Genomic DNA, 17,500 nt, shown 5'->3' on the forward strand with positions numbered 1-17,500 from the left:
TGTGATTGCTAAAAAACAGTTAGGAGACGTTTTTAATTTGCAGTTCATTATTATGAATCTATGAAACATGCCTTTAGTTCAGTTAGTCGCTTTGAATGATGACAACATGAAGGGGGAAAATAATATGAATAAAGTTAGAAAAGCTGCTTCTAGCTTGCTTGTATTTTGTTTGATAGCCACTAGCTTTGCGTTTCCAAAAGATATACATGCTGCTCCTCAGATAGATGAACAAGCAAAAGTCGAGGCAGAGTGGGCGGAAGTAAGTTCCATAATAGATAAGTATCCTATCATTTACACTCAATTGCCAAAAGTTAGCAACGAAACAACTGTATCTCCTGATGGACCTCTAATGGGAAATGGGACCGTTAATGCTTTCATGGGGGGAGATAAGAACAAGCAACAAATTTATATCTCGCATGCAGATTCTTGGGAAAAGAGCTATAGTCTTAGTGCCTTTTCTACTACGACCCATGGGAAAATTACGTATGAGAGACTGGATGGAGGTACGGGTAATAAGCCATTTAGATACGATCAAAGTATGAAAGATGGAATTGTTAAGGCGGTTTCAGAGAAAGGCTTTGAAACCAGCACCTGGCTATCAGCTACAGAAAATTTGATCGTAACTGAAATTACCAATACAACAGATGCAAGTATGGAAATTGGTGTAAGAACGGTTGCTCCTACCCCTGGGACTAAAAGTTCCCATACTACATCAATTGATCCAGTTAACAAGCTAATCTCCTTTACCAAGCATCTAGGTACCGAAGAAAGGTTCGGTTATGCTGTAGAACTTTCTACCGTATTGAAAGTTATGGATAAAGATCCTGTATTTAGTCAGGTTGATGACAAAACCTGTATGGCAAAATTTGAACTAGCTGCAGGCGAAACTGTAACTGTTATCGCAGCAACAGAAGGCGGTAAGAGCTCCACGACATCGTTGGAGGACGCTAAGGCACATGTTTTAGGCATTGATTCAGAAGCTGCGCTAGATACGGTGAAGCAGAAACATCTGGATTGGTGGAAAAAATACTGGTTAAAGTCGTACATTAAACTGGCAGATGAATCCTCTTTAATGGAGAGAATCTATTACGGCCAACTCTATGCTACAGGGGCAGCTTTGGAAGCTCAAAGTGATAAACCAGCAGAAGTATTTGGTGGCAATTTATTTCCTTGGACAGGTAGTACTAACACAGCGTGGAGCGGTGGATTCTTTATGAACATAGATGTTCAACGGGCACCAAATGCAGCCATTGTAGCTAATAGGGTGAATCAAATTGCCTCTTATACCAAATTAATTGATGATTACTGGGAAACGGGGCGGACCATGGCATCCGATCCTAAAGAATTGAATAGAGTTATTGGTAATTCGAAATGGTATCCCAAATTTACTAAAGGAATAAGAGGCGTCTTGTTCCCAACATTTATGCCGCCATGGGGATATGCATCAGCCCCTGCCTATGATAGTGCTCCAATCCATGCGGCCATGGCATTAGTTCCAATGGTTAAATACTGGGAATATACTTACGATGATGAATATTTAGAAAAATTCTTATACGACAAGTTGGTTGATTTAACTGAGTTCTTTGAAGACTTTGCCGTTGTAGATGAGGTAACAGGGAAATACGTTATAGGTGGATCTACTATTGAAAGCGAAACTCTGTATAAGAATGCGTTTCAAGATCTAGCTGGTACTTACTTTGTATTTGATAAAGCGATTAAGGCGAGTAAGGAACTAGGTAAAGATGCTGATAAGCGAGTGAAGTGGCAAGAGTTTCGTGACAATTTATCGCTATTGCCAACGTATGTCATTCCAGAAGGCCAACCTGGCGCAGGACTAACGGTATTCACGGAAGCAGAGGGAGAGCCTGCTGTACCTAGAAACGCTCCAATCATTCATACGACTTACCTTACTGATCTAGTAGGCATGGCAACTGATTCTGAATGGCTCGAGTATACTCGGAATTATCTTAAATATATTGCACCATGGAAAGAAGGCCATGACAAAGAAGATCGCACAACAATGATTGCAACGAATGTTGGTTACGACATTGACAAGATTACTGACTTTTTGGCTAAAGGACTTCTTAATCGCCCTGCAGGTGAGTGGGTTGGAATACGAAATAATCATACAGTGGGAGCATCCGTTCAGGCTTCTCTGATCTATAATACAATTACGCATTCTCTGATGCAGAGCAATCAAGACTTCATAAATGTATTTGCGAACTGGCATAAAGATCAGCCAGCGGAGTTTACACGGTTGAGAGCGAAAGGTGCATTCTTGGTGGATGCAAAGCAGAATGAGAATGGAATAACGACTTATGTAAATATATTCAGTGAAAAAGGTAAAGATTGCACTGTTCTGAATCCATGGAAAGGTCAAGAATTGGAGGTTTATGAGGACGGAAATCTAATTAAGACTGTTAAGGGCACGAATATATTAGGGGATACTTATAAGTTTGCTACGAAGGCTAATGCATCCTATGAGCTGAAGCCACAGGGTGGTGTGCAAAATCCCACACTTGTAAACATTATAACCCCTGAAGCAGTAACTGATTTTGAAATTGGAATTTCAAAGACAGATTTGATTCCCCAATTGCCGGAATCTGTAAAGTTAGAGACAAGTACAAATAATATGAAGGCTGAAGTAACATGGGACATTAGTAACATAAGCTATGATCCTACAATGAAAGAAGGACAGACATTCTCGGTACCTGGTACAGTGACTCTTCCTGAAGTATTAGACAATCCCAACAATGTATCCTTGCAAACATCTATAAATGTAATTGTAAATAAAATCCCACAGTCCAGCATGACAGCAACGGCAACAAGTGAAGAGACAGGAAAGGATGAAGCGCGTTTTGCGATTGATGGAGATCCGCTAACCATGTGGCATACCAAGTGGAATAAATCTGATGTTCTGCCTCAATCTATTACTTTGAATTTGGGGGATGTTTACAAGGTTAATAGACTTTCCTATCTCCCAAGAAGCACAGGAGGAACAAGCGGCATTATAACTAAGTATAACGTTTATGTCAGTATGGACGGAACTAACTTTACCAAAGTGACAAGTGGAACTTGGCCATTTGATACTAGACTGAAGCAAGTGACGTTTGATCCAATCAAAGCACAGTATATTCAGCTTGAAGCAATAGAGGCATATAATGGATGGGCAACAGCAGCAGAAATCAATATTTATAGTGATTCAGAAACAGAGCCTCAGGATAAGACACTTGTGAGCATAAAAACACCAGAGCCAATTACTGGAGTAGCCAACGGAGTAGACAAGACGGCAGAAGCCCTTGTTTTGCCTGAAACCGTAACATTGGTAACAGACTCTGGAGATGTGCCGGCTAACGTAACATGGGGTGTAGAGAATTCAAGTTATGATCCAGATGTAAAAACAGAGCAGAAATTCGATGTAGATGGAAGAGTCGAATTGCCAGCAGGTGTGGTAAATCCAGGTAGCGTTGAACTAACAACAAGCATTAGTGTTACTGTAAATGCAGAGTCAGATTCAGAACAGGACAAGACTCTAGTGAGCATAACAGCACCAGAAGCGATAACTGGAGTAGTCTACGGAACAGACAAGACGGCAGAAGCCCTTGGGTTGCCTGAAACCGTAACATTGGTAACAGACTTTGGAGATGTGCCGGCTAACGTAACATGGGATGTAGAGAATTCAAGTTACGATCCAGATGTAAAAACAGAGCAGAAATTCGATGTAGATGGAACAGTCGAATTGCCAGCAGGTGTGGTAAATCCAGGTAGCGTTGAACTAACAACAAGCATTAGTGTTACTGTAAATGCAGATTCAGAACAGGACAAGACTCTAGTGAGCATAACAGCACCAGAAGCGATAACTGGAGTAGCCAACGGAACAGCCAAGACAGCAGAAGCCCTTGGATTGCCTGCGACAGTAGAACTAGTCACCGATGCGGGCAGAGTAATTGCTAGTGTGACCTGGGATGTAGCTGCTTCAAGCTATGATCCAGCGAAAAGGGCAGCACAGACCTTCACTGTAGATGGAATAGTAACGTTGCCTATTGGTGTGGTAAATTCAGACAACGTAGACTTGACGACTAAAATCGGTGTAACTGTAAAAGCAGGAACGACGCCAACGCCGGAACCAACACCAACACCAACACCAACACCAACACCAACACCAACACCAACACCAACACCAACACCAGGTCCAACAGCAACACCAGATCCTAAGGCTACGCCAAAACCAGAAGATGATAAAAAGCCAACTAAGCCAACAGATCCAGTAAAACCAACTGAGCCAGAGACTCCAAAAGTAGATCTGTCTGATATTTCAGATCACTGGGCCAAGGCTTCTATCGAAAAAGCAGTAGAACTAGGTTTTGTCAGTGGCTATGAGGATGGAACCTTCAGACCGAATGGTACCGTAACTCGTGGTGAGTTTTCAACGATGTTAGCTAGAGCGCTGAAATTGGATGCTGTTGATTCTGAGTTTAGTTTTTCGGATCAAGGCAAAACACCAGTATGGGCTCAGTCATTCATTCAAGCACTTTCAAAAGCAGGTTTCATTTCTGGATACAAAGATGGTACTTTCCGTGCAAATAATGAAATAACTAGAAGCGAATTAGTTGTTCTTATTGTTCGTGTACTTGGTCTTGAAGTGAATCCAAATGCAACACTAGCGTTTGATGATGCAGATCAAATTCCAGCATGGGCAAAACCTTATGTAGCAACAGCAGCTGAAGCAGGATTGATTAAGGGGAATGGGAATGGCAAATATAATCCGAATGCCTCTTCAACCAGAGCTGAAGCAGTCACTTTGATATTAGCTATGCTAAACACTAAATAACGAACGCTTTGATACGACGCACCGTCCTATATTGGCGGTGCGTTGTTATAACTTTAACTTTTCATGTGGACAAAGGCGATCTACCTATCATGCATGCTGTAAAAGGTGGGATGACAGGTGGGTTAACTGACTGCGAGCAGATTGCCGAAGGGGGATGGCTGAAGATCGCTTATTTTGATGAAAGAGAACCGTCTGTCATGAACGATCGGGAGTGGAAGGGAATTAAGTAAATGACGGGGGTAGAGTCAAACATCATAAGAGCCACGGCTATCTCCCTGGTGGAATGATGGAGGGTATAGTAATTCCGTAGATATAACCGGATATAACTATGGTCAAAGAGAAGATCAATATCTTGTCGATCACGAACAATTTCCAGATCGGATCATGATCGGGAGTGAGAGTACGAGTTGTACGATTACGCGAGGAATCTATGAGAATGATGCTGTTAAAGGATACTGTTCATCCTATGGAGATCAGATACCGGAGTGGTCATGTTCGCATGAGAAATCATGGCAGGATGTGGTGAATTACCCTCATTTGACGGGCATATTCGTTTGGACTTCATATTCCACATTGTGCTACTTGCAGCAGTAAGCTGATTTGTAACGGTTGCAGTAATTGCGGAAAGTGTGGATGAGTCTAATTCACTGCTTTTACAAGTGGAATCATTAGGGAGTATTTGCTCATTCATGAAGTGAGATATAGCCACCGGGGAGCTTGTGATAAGGATTCGGGAGGGGGACTCGGTTTTATATGGAATAAAATAACTGTGGTTAAATGATTGCTATTACAACTTAATTGTGATATAAATATAAGTAAGCGTATACAAATTGGGTTGTTACTGTTAAATCAGGCAAAACCATGTACCTCTTACTATGGGTATGGTTTTGCTTTTTTGTTTGGTTTAATGTAGATTGGATTGGATTGGAGTCGATAAAGTGAAAATCCAAAAGATACTTAATAATAATGCAGTTGTTGCATTAAACACGAAAAAGCAAGAGGTTATCGTTATAGGCCGGGGAGTTGCATTTAATAAAAAAGTGGATGAGGTTATAAATGAAGAGCTCATTGAGAAAATTTTCACGCTAGAAAATGAAAACCAGAGCGAAAAATTTAAAGCATTATTTACTGAGATACCAATCGAGTATCTAGCATTATCCGAGAGCATTATCAGTTATGCTATGCAGAAGTTGAACAAAAAATTGAATGATAGTAGTTATATTCATTTATCCGACCATATCCACTTTGCGATTCAAAGACATAATAATGGAATTGCGATAAAGAATGGATTGCTATGGGAGATTAAACAGTTTTACAAAGAAGAATACGAGATCGGTCTTGAGGCGCTTAATATGATTCTAGAGCAGTTCGGTGTCATATTACCTGAAGATGAAGCAGGGTTCTTAGCACTACACATTGTAAATGCTGAAATGAATGAAGAAATGCCTAACTTGAAGAAAATAACCAAAGTTATGCAAGAAATACTAACGATTATCCGGTACAACTATAAAGCTGATCTCGATGAGCAATCTCTTGGTTATTATCGTTTTATTACCCATTTGAAATTTTTTGCACAACGACTTGTGAATGAGGTTCATTATGATCACGATGATTTTGATGAAATGCTGGACGTTGTCAGGATTAAATATCCTAAAGCATATGAATGTGCATTAAAAATAAGGAAGTTTGTAAACAGTCAGTATGGATATCCATTAACAGATGAAGAAGTAGTGTATCTGACAGTACACATACAACGAGTGTTTCATAAAAAAGAAGAATAAATTTAGGGTGTTACCTTTTGGGCAAGCCTAAATCAAACGATTATGTTTGATTTAGGCTTTTCTATTTTTCTACTATATACAAGGAGTGAGAGAAATGAAGTATAAGGGTCTAGCAGTAGATATACTTAGAGAAGTCGGTGGCAGAGAGAATGTCGAAGCCTTGGTACATTGTGCAACTCGGCTACGATTTACGTTGAAGGACCAGTCTAAAGCGAACAAAGACACATTATCGAAGATGGAAGGTGTATTAAGTGTTGTCGTTAGTGGAGGTCAATTCCAGGTCATCATTGGGGCGCATGTGTCCGATGTATATGCTGAAATCGTTAAAGTCGGCAAATTAGACGCAGGTACTGTAAACGAGGGAACAGATGTGAAATCCAAGGAGTCGTTATCGAATCGGATTTTTGGAATCATTTCAGGAAGCTTTTCGCCATTACTGGGTGCTCTAGCAGGATCAGGTATGTTGAAGGCGTTATTAATTGTTCTAACCACAGTAGGAGTCTTGAAAGCAACAGATCCTACGTATTTAATCCTATCTGCTGCTGGGAATGCCGTCTTTTATTTCTTGCCGATCTTCTTAGGGATTACATTAGCTACGAAGCTAAACGCCAGTCCATATATTGGTGGGGTTATCGGGGCAGCATTGCTTGAACCGAATTATACGGGCTTAGCGAGTATTGAAGGCGGTGTATCGTTCCTTCAAATTCCGGTCATTGTTGCAAGCTATTCAGCAACAGTATTTCCAATCTTTATCGCTGTATCTATTTATGCTCTCCTGAATAAGGTTTTATTAAAAATTATTCCGAGAAGTATGCAGTTGTTCTTGGTTCCAATGCTGGCAATAATTGTTATCGTTCCTTTAACAATTATTGTATTTGGTCCGTTTGGTGTCTATGTAGGTGATGGCATTTCTAACATTATACTTATGCTTTCTGAGAAGAGCGGTTGGCTTGCTGGGGCAATCATGGGTAGTTCGTGGACATTCTTGACGTTGTTAGGTATACACAATGGATTTATTCCAATTTTTCTTCAGAACTTGTCCCAGGGTGGCGATCCACTAATTGCCACGCTTGCCGCAGCACCTTTTGCACAGCTTGGCGTAGCTGCAGTGGTTGCATTACGATCAAAAGATAAGAGTACAAGATCGGTGGCAGTTTCGGGACTTTTCCCAGGATTTTTAGGAGGGGTAACGGAGCCGATCATATATGGTGTGTTATTCAAATATAAACGCACACTTCCATATGTTATTATCGCCGGAGCTATTGGTGGTGCAATTTCCGGAGCAGCAGGTGTCAGAGCTTTTGCTTTTGCTTTCCCAAGCGTTCTATCGATTCCTTCGTTTGGTCCAATCGTACCCTACATTATTAGTCTTGTCGTTTCTTTTGTACTGGCAGCAGCACTCACATATTTCTTAGGTTATGAAGACAAGAAGAAAAAGGAACAGCCTCAAGAAATAACAGAAAAGCCGGTAATCAGTTCGAAAAATCAAACGATTTTTAGTCCATTAACGGGCGCTGTTAAGACCTTGAGTGAAATTAGTGACAAAGCTTTCTCATCTGGTGCAATGGGAAAAGGAGTAGCCATTGAACCGACTGTAGGTGAAGTTGTATCTCCTGTAGACGGGAAAGTTACAAATGTATTTCCTTCGTATCACGCTATTGGCATAACATCGGATGAAGGAATCGAAATTCTCATTCATGTAGGTGTAAATACAGTCAAACTGAAGGGTAAATACTTTGAGCCTGTTGCTGTACAAGGAGCCACGGTGAGAAAAGGGGATACACTTCTGAAATTTGATATTGAAAAGATTAGAGAAGAGGGCTTTGAATTGACAACGCCAGTCATTGTCACGAATGCTGATGAATATTTGGATGTCGTTGAAACGAAGAATTCAAGTGTTAGTAAGAACGATAATTTACTTACGATTTTGGTGTAGTATTTTCATAATAAAAGATATAGATTGGGGTAGGTTGTAGTGGAAAGAACATTCATGATTACAGATGCAGATGGAATTCATGCAAGACCAGCAACAGCTTTAATTAAAGCGGTGACGAATTCAAATTCTGAAGTGTTTGCTGAAGCGAAAGGTACAACAATAAAGGTGAAATCAATTCTAAATATGCTTTCTTTAGGTCTTGAACAAGGGGATACGATTAAGTTTATTGCGAATGGTGAAGATGAAGCAGCTGTCTTGTCAGAGCTTCAAAGCGTTATGGAAAAAGGGTTGGGCGTTGTACATGAATAAGATTCATGGAATCGCAGCATCCGCAGGGATATCAATTGCTAGAGCTTACCGCCTTGCGCATGAAGAGTTAATTATTGAAAAAAGCGGTGTATCTGACATTCATCTTGAGATGAGTAGGTTCGATGAAGCGGTGAAACTTTCTCTCGCTGAAATTGAGATTCTAAAGGAAAGAACACAAGAGAAGTTAGGGGAGGAGAAAGCAGAAATTTTTGAATCCCATCTTATGCTTCTTTCCGATGCAGAATTAATTGATGCTGTAAAAGAAAAAGTGAACGATAAACATGTTAATGCTGAGTATGCTTTACAGGAAGTTTCAACGATGTACGTTAGTATGTTCGAGAATATGAAAAGTGCATATCTTCAAGAGCGTGCAGCTGATATGCGAGATGTAACGAAACGTGTTCTATCCCATCTCCTGAATGTAAAGTTCGTTAATCTTGCAGCCATCTCCGAGGAAGTTGTGCTGATCGCGAAGGACCTAACGCCTTCAGATACAGCACAACTAGATCGACAGTATGTAAAAGGCTTTGTAACCAACATTGGTGGTCGTACTTCACATTCAGCAATTATGGCAAGATCACTTGAAATTCCGGCAGTTGTAGGCACCAAAGATATTATGGATGTTGTTATAGATGGCGATATCATCATTATCGATGGTATGGAAGGACACGTGATTATTCATCCAACGGATGAAGTCATTGCAGCCTATCATGCGAAGCAAGTAGCTTATGAGGAACAAAAAGCCGAGTGGGCGAAACTTCGTCTTGAACCGACCCTTACACAAGATGGACACCACGTCGAACTAGGCGCAAACATAGGTACACCAACGGATGTTGATGGTGTTCTGAATAACGGCGGCGAAGCGGTTGGACTCTATCGTACTGAATTTCTGTATATGGGTCGTGACAAGCTTCCAACGGAGGAAGAGCAGTTTAGCGCTTATAAGACGGTATTACAGAAAATGAGTGGTAAACCGGTCGTTGTACGCACACTAGATATTGGCGGCGACAAAGAGTTGCCTTACCTCAATTTACCGAAAGAAATGAATCCTTTCTTAGGCTTCCGCGCGATTCGACTATGTCTAGAGGAGCAAGGAGTATTCCGTACACAGTTGCGTGCATTATTACGAGCAAGTGTGTTCGGTAACCTGAAAATCATGTTCCCCATGATTGCAACGCTGGAAGAGTTCCGTGAGGCGAAGGCCATATTATTAGAAGAGAAGAAGAAGCTTGTTGATGAGGGCATTGAAGTTTCAGAACAAATAGAGATCGGTATCATGGTTGAGATTCCTTCAACGGCTGTATTAGCTGATCAGTTCGCAAAGGAAGTAGATTTCTTCAGTATTGGAACGAATGACTTAATTCAATATACACTGGCTGCCGATCGAATGAATGAACGTGTATCGTACTTATATCAACCGTACAACCCATCCATTTTACGCTTAATTAAGCAAGTTATCGAGGCGGCGCATCAACATGGTCGATGGGTGGGCATGTGTGGCGAGATGGCAGGGGATGCAACAGCTATCCCTCTACTCATTGGACTTGGTTTGGATGAATTCAGTATGAGTGCGACGTCTATTCTATCTGCACGCTCGCAGATATCCAAGCTTAATCAGAAGCAGATGCGGGAACTAGCGCAACAAGCCTTGGAATGTGGTACGGCAAAGGAAGTTGTTGATTTGGTAAATGCATCGTTGTTCATTAATTCTTTGAGTTAATCATGTTAGCACAATAAAATAAGATTGGAGACTAGATTATGAATAAAGACAATAATCCTACTTTACATTTCCCCGATAGCTTCTTATGGGGCGGTGCCGTGGCAGCCAATCAGATTGAAGGTGCTTATAACGAAGATGGTAAGGGATTGTCTACGCAAGATGTGTCGCCGAAGGGAATTATGGGACCCATTACTGAGTACCCAACGGAAGAGAACTTGAAGTTGGTCGGAATAGACTTTTATCATCGATATAAAGAAGACGTAAAGCTGTTTGCAGAAATGGGATTTAAAGTGTTCCGTACTTCGATTGCATGGTCACGTATTTTTCCCAATGGGGACGACTTGGTGCCAAATGAGAAAGGACTTCAATTCTATGATGAGCTATTTGATGAATGTCACAAATATGGTATTGAGCCGCTAGTAACACTCTCACACTATGAAACCCCATTACATTTATCCAAACAGTATAATGGATGGGTAAACCGTAGGCTCGTTGAGTTTTATACACGGTATGTGACAGTGGTGTTCAATCGCTATAAGGACAAAGTGAAATATTGGCTGACGTTTAATGAAATCAACTCCATCTTAGAGGCACCGTTCATGAGTGGTGGAATTTATACACCCAAGGAACAACTTACGAAACAAGATCTTTACCAAGCGGTACATCATGAGCTTGTTGCAAGTGCTGCTGCTGTAAAGCTCTGTCATGAGATTATTCCTGATGCGAAAATTGGCTGTATGATGCTTGCGCTGCCAACGTATCCACTAACACCAAATCCGAATGATGTCATTGCTACAATGCACTATGAGCACAAGAATTACTTCTTTGGTGATGTACATGTTCGCGGCGTCTATCCAGGCTATATGAAGCGTTATTTCCGGGAGCATGGAATAACGATTGAAATAGAACCGGGCGATGAAGAAATGCTTCTTAACACGGTAGATTTCATTTCGTTCAGCTACTACATGAGCAATTGCGAAACGACTGACCCGAGCGTCGTAAGTGGACCAGGTAACATCTTCGGTGGTGTTCCAAATCCGCATCTGGAGGCAAGCGAGTGGGGATGGCAAATTGATCCGCAAGGTTTGCGATACGTACTCAATATGCTCTATGATCGCTACCAAAAGCCACTATTTATTGTTGAGAACGGTCTTGGTGCGGTGGATGAGCTCATTGTCAATGATGCAGGCGAGAAAACGGTTGAAGATGACTACCGTATTCAGTATTTAAATGATCATCTCGTACAGGTTGTTGAAGCCATTGAAGATGGTGTTGATGTGATGGGGTATACATCATGGGGTTGTATTGATCTCGTGAGTGCATCTTCGGCTCAATTGAAAAAACGCTACGGATATATTTATGTGGATCGCAATGATGATGGGAGCGGTACGCTTGAACGTTATCGTAAGAAATCCTTCCATTGGTACAAACAAGTTATTGCAACCAACGGAAAGTCTCTACGAGTGAAGTAATAACAATAAGCTGACTTTGATATTATATAAAGTCAGCTTATTTCTTGTGTTTTTTACTGAATGGTGAGCTGAATCAATCCTTTACGGTCCGGTCGGTGTATAATTAACCATTCAGTGACTTGTTTTAATCGGCGGTTTTACCTTTTCAGGCGTAACGAAGATTAAGCCGATACGCCTTACTTCTTGACAGATCCCCTATAACGCGGTACCCCCAGATGCCTTGGTATTGAAATGAATAGTACCGTCACTTTCTCCTACAACTGAGACTAGAAATAGTTTATGCAGCTGTTGTGACAATACAACCGAAGAAACTTAACGAAAAGTGGTAATCCATAAAATGGTAATTCATAGTTTCTAATGAGTCCGAATTCAGTATCCATTTGTTTCTTCACACCAATACTAAACATATTAGTTCCAGTAAGTCCTACTTCTCTTAGCTCATTCAATCCTTCTTAGCTACTTGCATCCTTACCTTCAACACCTAAATAACGATTAAGCAAAGTAACAACTTCTGCTCTAGTGACTGGATTATCCATCCCATAGCTTCCATCAGGATACCACCAATAACACCAGTGATTAGCGTAGTGTTGGTGATTAACTCTATACCTGTTTGACGAATATATAATACCCACCATTCTTCTGTGATACAAAGTCCTGTTGCTCTTCTTGCAGCTTTTCATCCAACATCGATTAATACTCAAAAACTGCTAATCCAAACAATTCTTTTTCAAGGGAAATATTCAATATATGATTCGTCTTAAGACTCTTGTACCTTAAGGAATAAGCTTACTCATCACCATCATCAGTAATGGGTTTTAGGAAGTAGCTTATATCAAGGCTAAAGTGATCTGCTATCAGCATAATAGTCATAAACTTTAGATACAGGTGGGGAAGAGAGAACACAGCGGGAGATCGCCAAGGAGCTTGGCATCAGTCGCAGCTATGCGTCGCGGATTGAGAAGCGGGCGCTGATGAAGCTGTATCATGAGTTTTATAAGGCGAAGCGGTAGAGTGGGGGAGGCTGGCTTTTGAGGGTAAGTAGGAGCTAACAAGTTCCCCTTGGTTTTATAGATTTACCATACAAATAACCAACACCCCAAACCATTCCTTTATAGGCGGAATAGCTTGGGGTGTTTCATTTTTATCGAGCTTATCGGAAAAAGAAGGAAAATATACATATATATTGAATACAAAACAACAAAGAAGGAGGATCAAAATGTCATATAGTGAAAATGAATTGCGTTCGTCATTAACCCTAGCTGTTCCAATTATTTTAAACAGGCATTTTCATTCTATGAATATGAATAAAAATATTGAATCCGCCTGGTTTGTAGAGACGCATAATGAATTGTTAGATTCAACATTCAGTACGATATTAATGAGTATGGTAGAAGCACTGTTCTTGGATTCATTTGATTACGACCAATACCTAAACCTACTAGAAAAAGAGGGGTTTGAGCAAGGGATTTATACTGCAGAAATATTCGGTGATCATTTTGATATCATACTGGAAATGAGCAAGGATTTAAACTTAATCGCTCAGAATGTTATGTTTAAGATCATTGAAGAGATGGAAGATGATTCTACGATTCGATTGATTTTTTATAATCGTTTAATGGAATGCAACTGGACACGTTTTTCTGGCTTTGCACAGGGTTATTTGTCTAATAAAAACCAACAAATTGACAAGTTACATGAACAAAAAATTGCTGTTATGGGACAAATGGCAGCAGGTATGGCACATGAAATACGGAATCCGCTTGCTTCGATTAAAGGATTTGCTCAGCTTGTAAATAATAGGCTATATGAGCCGGAGATCAAGGCGGATGAATTGCGAGCTTATTTGGATATAACCATCAAAGAGATTGATGCTCTGAACGGATTAGTAACGGACTTCCTAGTACTGGCTCGAAAAGGAGATAGTACGAAGAATAACGGCGTAGTATTTAACGTTATCGAGGTTATACATAGAGTTAATAACATCGTGAATCAACTCATACTTAGTGATGATATTATTCTTTCCGTAGAGTATTCATTAGAGAAAGTACTAACGTATGGAAGCGCCTCTCAACTAGAGCAGGTAATCCTGAATATCTTGAAAAATAGTATTGATTCATTTACAGCATTTAGAGGCAGAATAGACATTACAGTTACCGCTGTTGCTGAGACTAACGAAATTATACTTATCTTTAAAGACAATGGAGAAGGAATTTCACAGGATAAATTAAACCGGATATTTGACCCATTCTTTACAACCAAGCAAAAAGGGACAGGAATTGGATTATCGATTTGTAAACAATTAATAGAAATGTATGGGGGACATATTAAGGTGGATTCAGAAGTTCAGGTAGGAACTAGTGTGATGGTTATTTTGCCTTGGGTAAGTGATTATCACAATTGAGATTACGAACAAATTAGATGAAGGATGATTAAGATGCCGAAATATGAATGGAAGAAACATGACAAAGCATGCTATGTACCAGGTCAGAAGCCAGTTCTGATTGAAGTACCGGAAATGCAATATTTTATGATTCAAGGCAAGGGAGACCCGAACAGTAAGGCATTTCAAGAACATGTAGAGGTACTCTATGCACTGTCTTATGCGATTCGTATGATGCCGAAGCAGGGAGTTACACCAGAAGGATATTTTGAATATACGGTGTTTCCATTAGAGGGATGTTGGGACTTAGATGAAGAGGGAAGAAAGTTGGATTACTTGGATAAGAATCATTTGATTTATACCTTGATGATTCGGCAGCCGAACTTCGTTACAGTGGAGTTGTTCCAATGGGCAGTAGAGCAGGTTCGACGCAAGAAAAGGCATCTCGATGTGGAATCCGTTCGGTTGGACAAGATCACTGAGGGCTTGTGTGTGCAAGTGATGCATCTTGGCAGCTATGATAACGAACCGGAGACATTTGTAATGATGGAGCAATATTGCGCTGATCATCAGCTTCGAAGAGCCGAGAAAACACATAAAGAAATTTATCTGACGGATGCCCGTAAAACAGTACCAGAAAAACTGAAGACGGTTCTGCGATTTAAGGTGGAAAGAGATATATAAACCAATGATCACGCCACTAAATCCTCCGACAATGTTCAACGGAATATCATGAAAAGCAAGTACAGCAAAAAGGAACAAGCCTGGTGCAGAAGCTCATCAGGCTTGTTCCTTCTATTTCTCGCTGCTTCGGAAGCATACGCGTCCCTTAGAGGACGGCACAGCCGTTTCTACTTGTCGCTAAGTTGTATCTCTTTTTCTTTTACAAACTTCTCCAGAACCCTAAAGTCCTCGGTAACCTTTTTAAATGGTAAAGATCCCAGTACCTTATCCCGGTAATCTTTTTTGGCTGCAGCGGACAGACGGGAATCAAGTATGCTGAGTACACCAAGGTCAGTTTCACTACGGATCAGGCGCCCGGTTCCTTGTCTTAAGCGTAGCAGCATGTCCGGTACAAAAACGTCTTTTAAGGGATCCTTCGCCAAAGATGCCTTATATTCATAGACAGGATCGGCAGGAACGGGGAAGGGCAAACGGAAAATAATTAACTGCGACAAATCGGAACCTTCGATATTCACGCCTTCCCAGAATACACCGGTACTAAGAAGGACACCTTTACTACCCCGGAATTCAGCGATCACCCCATCCTGAGATGATCCTTCTCTTTGAACATGCACCGCCCATGCAAGCTTCTCGGATTTTAACTTATTATGAATGTACTTCATATCCTCCTTAGCTGAAAAAAGGACCAATGTCCGTCCGTCCGTTAAATTACAGAGCCTCATCATTTCCTTGTATGCCGCTTCAAGATAACCTCCCTTGTTCTGATGGTTGTAGTATGGGATGTCCTTGGCAATATACATCATGGTGTGGTTGTCATAATCAAATGGTGAAGCCTGGCGCTCCATATAATCACCCCTATAACCGAGGGACTCAGTCAGATAAGCGTATTGTTCCTCTAGTGTTTCTCCGCTTTGGCACATGGTTGCTGACGTTAAAATAACAGATGTCTTCCCGTTAAATAAGCTATACCTTAGAAACTGGCTTATGCCTTTAGGACAGATACTAATGGTAGCCTCACGTTGGGTATTGCTTGCCCAGATCAGATAGTTATCCTCCACTCCGGCGAGTATATCAAAGAGATCTATAAGTCCGTTCATAGCTTCAAAAATATTGTCGATCTCCCGCTCATGCCGTGAAGTTAAGACGGAAAGGCTAAGATTAAACCCTTTCAAAACCTGTGCCCCTCGTCTTAACGGAATTACTGCGATCTCCGACACTTTTATACGGTCATTGTCCTGCTTGGCTGTTTGAAGCAAATCCGACTCTACCTGTTTGAAAATATGGCCAACACATCTTTTTAAAAATTTAAATTGAGGCATAAGGTCCATATCTGCGGATTGTTTGAAGAGAATCTGTAAGGCGTCATCCAGAATACGGCAGGTTCCCCGGAATGTAAACTCGAGCGTTCTTGCATCTCTAACCTTTGCTTCCAGATTATGAGCTTCATCAATTACGATCAGAGCTGGCCGTTCAGTGATTAATCCCTTCGTTCCTTCTTTTTTCTTGATCAAATCACGGATGAGCAGGTCCTGGTTTACGATAATAAAATCCATGTCGCTGGCGCTGGCGTTAATCTTAGCTCTCATCTCGTAAAACGAACATGTACTTTTATAATGGCAACGTTCAAATTTACAATCATTCACACAAACATTAGACCATACAGCATCACTAACTCCGCCCTTAATATCTGCTCTCTCATCAATGTCATAATTCACAATACGCTGGGCAAGCGTAGACAGAGTTGAGCTTGAATTATCAGGTTGTAACAGGTCTGTTGCCCTGTACCGGCAAGCATACTGCCCCATGCCTTTTCCGACTACGGAGCGAACCGATGTAAATCCGAGCCGGCTTCCGATAAATCTCAGATCTTTATGTATCTGTTCTGAAAGTTGTATGGAGGATGTTGCAATAATGATCGGTTGCCGTGAGACTTGGTTTATGAGCAGGCTGGGAATGAGGTATGCAAAGGACTTACCGATGCCGACTCCAGCTTCAATCATTGCGTTTCTACCATTAATATAAGCATCAGCGATATCCAGAGACATATCCTGCTGGCCGATCCGCTCTTTAAGTCCAATCCTGGGAAATCTATCATACATCCGAAAGATGGCATTGACTAAAGAGGGCTCGATGTCCTTTTTTAGCTCCCGCTTCTGTAATTTGTAGAGATCACTTAACCAGCTAATAACGACCGCCCCTTTTCAAAATCAATAATCTTCCTAATTATAGTTTTTTTTAAAGTAGAAGAATTTATAAGCTTTACACTATAAATTATCTTTCTATTTCTCGCTGAAACGGATACCTGAAAGCGATACAAGGTATCACTGCTTCGAAAGCATAGGCTCCCTTTTGAGGACGGCATAGTCGTTTCCACATGGTGAGGTTGT

At 40.9% G+C, this 17,500-nt stretch carries 11 protein-coding genes and 1 pseudogene; 10 read left to right on the forward strand and 2 right to left on the reverse strand.

Annotation, left to right across the window (positions count from 1 at the left end):
- Positions 1-124: 124 nt before the first annotated feature.
- Both MHH52_RS07150 and MHH52_RS07155 read left to right on the forward strand, forming a co-directional pair.
- Positions 125-4,831, forward strand: a complete 4,707-nt coding sequence (locus MHH52_RS07150; protein WP_340007561.1) for an S-layer homology domain-containing protein — start codon at positions 125-127, stop codon at positions 4,829-4,831.
- 89 nt (positions 4,832-4,920) lie between these two features.
- A complete protein-coding gene (locus tag MHH52_RS07155) occupies positions 4,921-5,061 on the forward strand; it encodes a hypothetical protein (RefSeq protein WP_340007563.1) in 141 nt (46 codons plus the stop codon).
- 215 nt (positions 5,062-5,276) lie between these two features.
- Here the strand turns inward: MHH52_RS07155 and MHH52_RS07160 are convergent, their stop codons facing one another.
- On the reverse strand, positions 5,277-5,522 hold the full coding sequence (locus tag MHH52_RS07160) for a hypothetical protein (RefSeq protein ID WP_340007565.1): 246 nt from the start codon (positions 5,520-5,522) through the stop codon (positions 5,277-5,279).
- 247 nt (positions 5,523-5,769) lie between these two features.
- Between MHH52_RS07160 and MHH52_RS07165 the strand changes: the two genes are divergently transcribed.
- From MHH52_RS07165 to MHH52_RS07200, 8 genes and pseudogenes are all read left to right on the forward strand, one after another.
- The gene (locus MHH52_RS07165; protein WP_313642050.1) at positions 5,770-6,612 is read left to right on the forward strand and encodes a PRD domain-containing protein; all 843 of its coding nucleotides are present in this window, start codon (positions 5,770-5,772) and stop codon (positions 6,610-6,612) included.
- A 94-nt stretch (positions 6,613-6,706) separates the two neighbouring features.
- Entirely contained in the window at positions 6,707-8,548 is a 1,842-nt protein-coding gene (locus MHH52_RS07170) for a beta-glucoside-specific PTS transporter subunit IIABC (protein WP_313642051.1), read from the forward strand.
- A gap of 39 nt (positions 8,549-8,587) precedes the next feature.
- Complete coding sequence (locus MHH52_RS07175) at positions 8,588-8,857, forward strand: HPr family phosphocarrier protein (protein WP_313642052.1); 270 nt, start codon at positions 8,588-8,590, stop codon at positions 8,855-8,857.
- Complete coding sequence (ptsP, locus tag MHH52_RS07180) at positions 8,850-10,577, forward strand: phosphoenolpyruvate--protein phosphotransferase (RefSeq protein WP_340007568.1); 1,728 nt, start codon at positions 8,850-8,852, stop codon at positions 10,575-10,577. The genes MHH52_RS07175 and ptsP overlap by 8 nt, the downstream gene beginning before the upstream one ends.
- A gap of 38 nt (positions 10,578-10,615) precedes the next feature.
- On the forward strand, positions 10,616-12,049 hold the full coding sequence (locus tag MHH52_RS07185) for a glycoside hydrolase family 1 protein (protein WP_340007570.1): 1,434 nt from the start codon (positions 10,616-10,618) through the stop codon (positions 12,047-12,049).
- 875 nt (positions 12,050-12,924) lie between these two features.
- Positions 12,925-13,059: pseudogene (locus MHH52_RS07190) on the forward strand (sigma factor-like helix-turn-helix DNA-binding protein); the annotation flags it as partial.
- A gap of 206 nt (positions 13,060-13,265) precedes the next feature.
- On the forward strand, positions 13,266-14,450 hold the full coding sequence (locus MHH52_RS07195) for an ATP-binding protein (RefSeq protein ID WP_340007572.1): 1,185 nt from the start codon (positions 13,266-13,268) through the stop codon (positions 14,448-14,450).
- Positions 14,451-14,483: 33 nt separating this feature from the next.
- Positions 14,484-15,113: a GyrI-like domain-containing protein gene (locus MHH52_RS07200; RefSeq protein WP_340007574.1), complete on the forward strand. Its 630-nt coding sequence runs from the start codon at positions 14,484-14,486 to the stop codon at positions 15,111-15,113.
- Positions 15,114-15,280: 167 nt separating this feature from the next.
- On the opposite strand, the gene MHH52_RS07205 is transcribed toward MHH52_RS07200, so the two are convergent.
- Positions 15,281-17,212, reverse strand: coding sequence for an ATP-dependent DNA helicase (locus MHH52_RS07205; protein ID WP_340007575.1), 1,932 nt, complete (start codon positions 17,210-17,212; stop codon positions 15,281-15,283).
- Positions 17,213-17,500: the final 288 nt, after the last annotated feature.

The sequence above is a fragment of the Paenibacillus sp. FSL K6-0276 genome (assembly GCF_037977235.1).
Lineage (GTDB): Bacteria > Bacillota > Bacilli > Paenibacillales > Paenibacillaceae > Paenibacillus_AQ.

Coding starts and splice junctions, on each gene's coding strand:
- MHH52_RS07170 (WP_313642051.1), top strand. CDS start 6,707: ATGAAGTATAAGGGTCTAGCAGTAGATATACTTAGAGAAGTCGGTGGC.
- MHH52_RS07185 (WP_340007570.1), top strand. CDS start 10,616: ATGAATAAAGACAATAATCCTACTTTACATTTCCCCGATAGCTTCTTA.
- MHH52_RS07205 (WP_340007575.1), bottom strand. CDS start 17,212: ATGTATGATAGATTTCCCAGGATTGGACTTAAAGAGCGGATCGGCCAG.
- MHH52_RS07195 (WP_340007572.1), top strand. CDS start 13,266: ATGTCATATAGTGAAAATGAATTGCGTTCGTCATTAACCCTAGCTGTT.
- ptsP (WP_340007568.1), top strand. CDS start 8,850: ATGAATAAGATTCATGGAATCGCAGCATCCGCAGGGATATCAATTGCT.
- MHH52_RS07160 (WP_340007565.1), bottom strand. CDS start 5,522: ATGAATGAGCAAATACTCCCTAATGATTCCACTTGTAAAAGCAGTGAA.
- MHH52_RS07150 (WP_340007561.1), top strand. CDS start 125: ATGAATAAAGTTAGAAAAGCTGCTTCTAGCTTGCTTGTATTTTGTTTG.
- MHH52_RS07155 (WP_340007563.1), top strand. CDS start 4,921: ATGCATGCTGTAAAAGGTGGGATGACAGGTGGGTTAACTGACTGCGAG.
- MHH52_RS07200 (WP_340007574.1), top strand. CDS start 14,484: ATGCCGAAATATGAATGGAAGAAACATGACAAAGCATGCTATGTACCA.